General features: G+C 64.1%; 1 pseudogene. It reads left to right on the top strand.

Features of this window, described 5'->3' with window-relative positions:
* Positions 1-63 precede the first annotated feature (63 nt).
* Positions 64-856: pseudogene (locus CA237_RS19475) on the top strand (IS3-like element ISGbe1 family transposase); the annotation flags it as partial.

Below are 856 nucleotides of genomic sequence, written 5' to 3'. Positions count from 1 at the left end.
TGAGCTGCCCCCTTCTGAGTGGTCCATCGACTATGACAGTCTGGATCAAGGAAGGGACGACGCATGCCTGCCAAGAAGCACAAGCCTGAGGAGATCATCGGGAAGCTGCGTGAGGTCGAGATCATGCTGGGCCAGGGCGGGACGACCGCTGAGGCATGCCGGCGGATCGCGGTCAGCGAGCAGACTTACTACCGCTGGCGCAAGGAGTACGGCGGCTTGAAGACGGATCAGGCGCGTCGGATGAAAGATCTGGAGAAGGAGAACCTGCGGCTGCGGCGTGCGATCTCCGACCTGACACTGGACAAGTTGATTCTACAGGAGGCGGCGCGGGGAAACTTCTGAGCCCCGCGCGACGCCGACGCTGCATCGACCAGGTGCGAGAGGTGCTGTACGTATCCGAGCGGCGCGTGTGCCGCGTGCTGGGGCAGCACCGGTCGACACAGCGCAAGGTGCCGTGCGGGGCAGATGACGAAGAGGTGCTGACCGACGACATCGTCGCGCTGGCCAGGCAGTACGGGCGCTACGGCTACCGCCGGGTAACCGCACTGCTGCATGCGGCGGGCTGGTCGGTGAACCATAAACGGGTGGAGCGGATCTGGCGGCGCGAAGGCCTCAAGGTGCCGCAGAAGCAACCTAAACGTGGCCGGCTATGGTTGAACGACGGCTCGTGCATCCGGCTGCGACCGGAGTATCCGGGGCATGTGTGGGCGTATGACTTCGTCGAAGCGCGGACGCATGACGGGCGCAAGTTCCGGATACTGACCATCATCGATGAGGCCAGCAGGGAATGCCTGGCACTGGTCGTCGCGCGCCAGCTTCGACACGAAGACGTGCTGGCAGCGCTTGCCGACCTGTT

It is taken from the genome of Sphingomonas sp. ABOLH (genome assembly GCF_003951715.1).
GTDB lineage: Bacteria > Pseudomonadota > Alphaproteobacteria > Sphingomonadales > Sphingomonadaceae > Sphingomonas > Sphingomonas hankookensis_A.
This window is presented reverse-complemented; position numbering and strand designations above follow the sequence as displayed.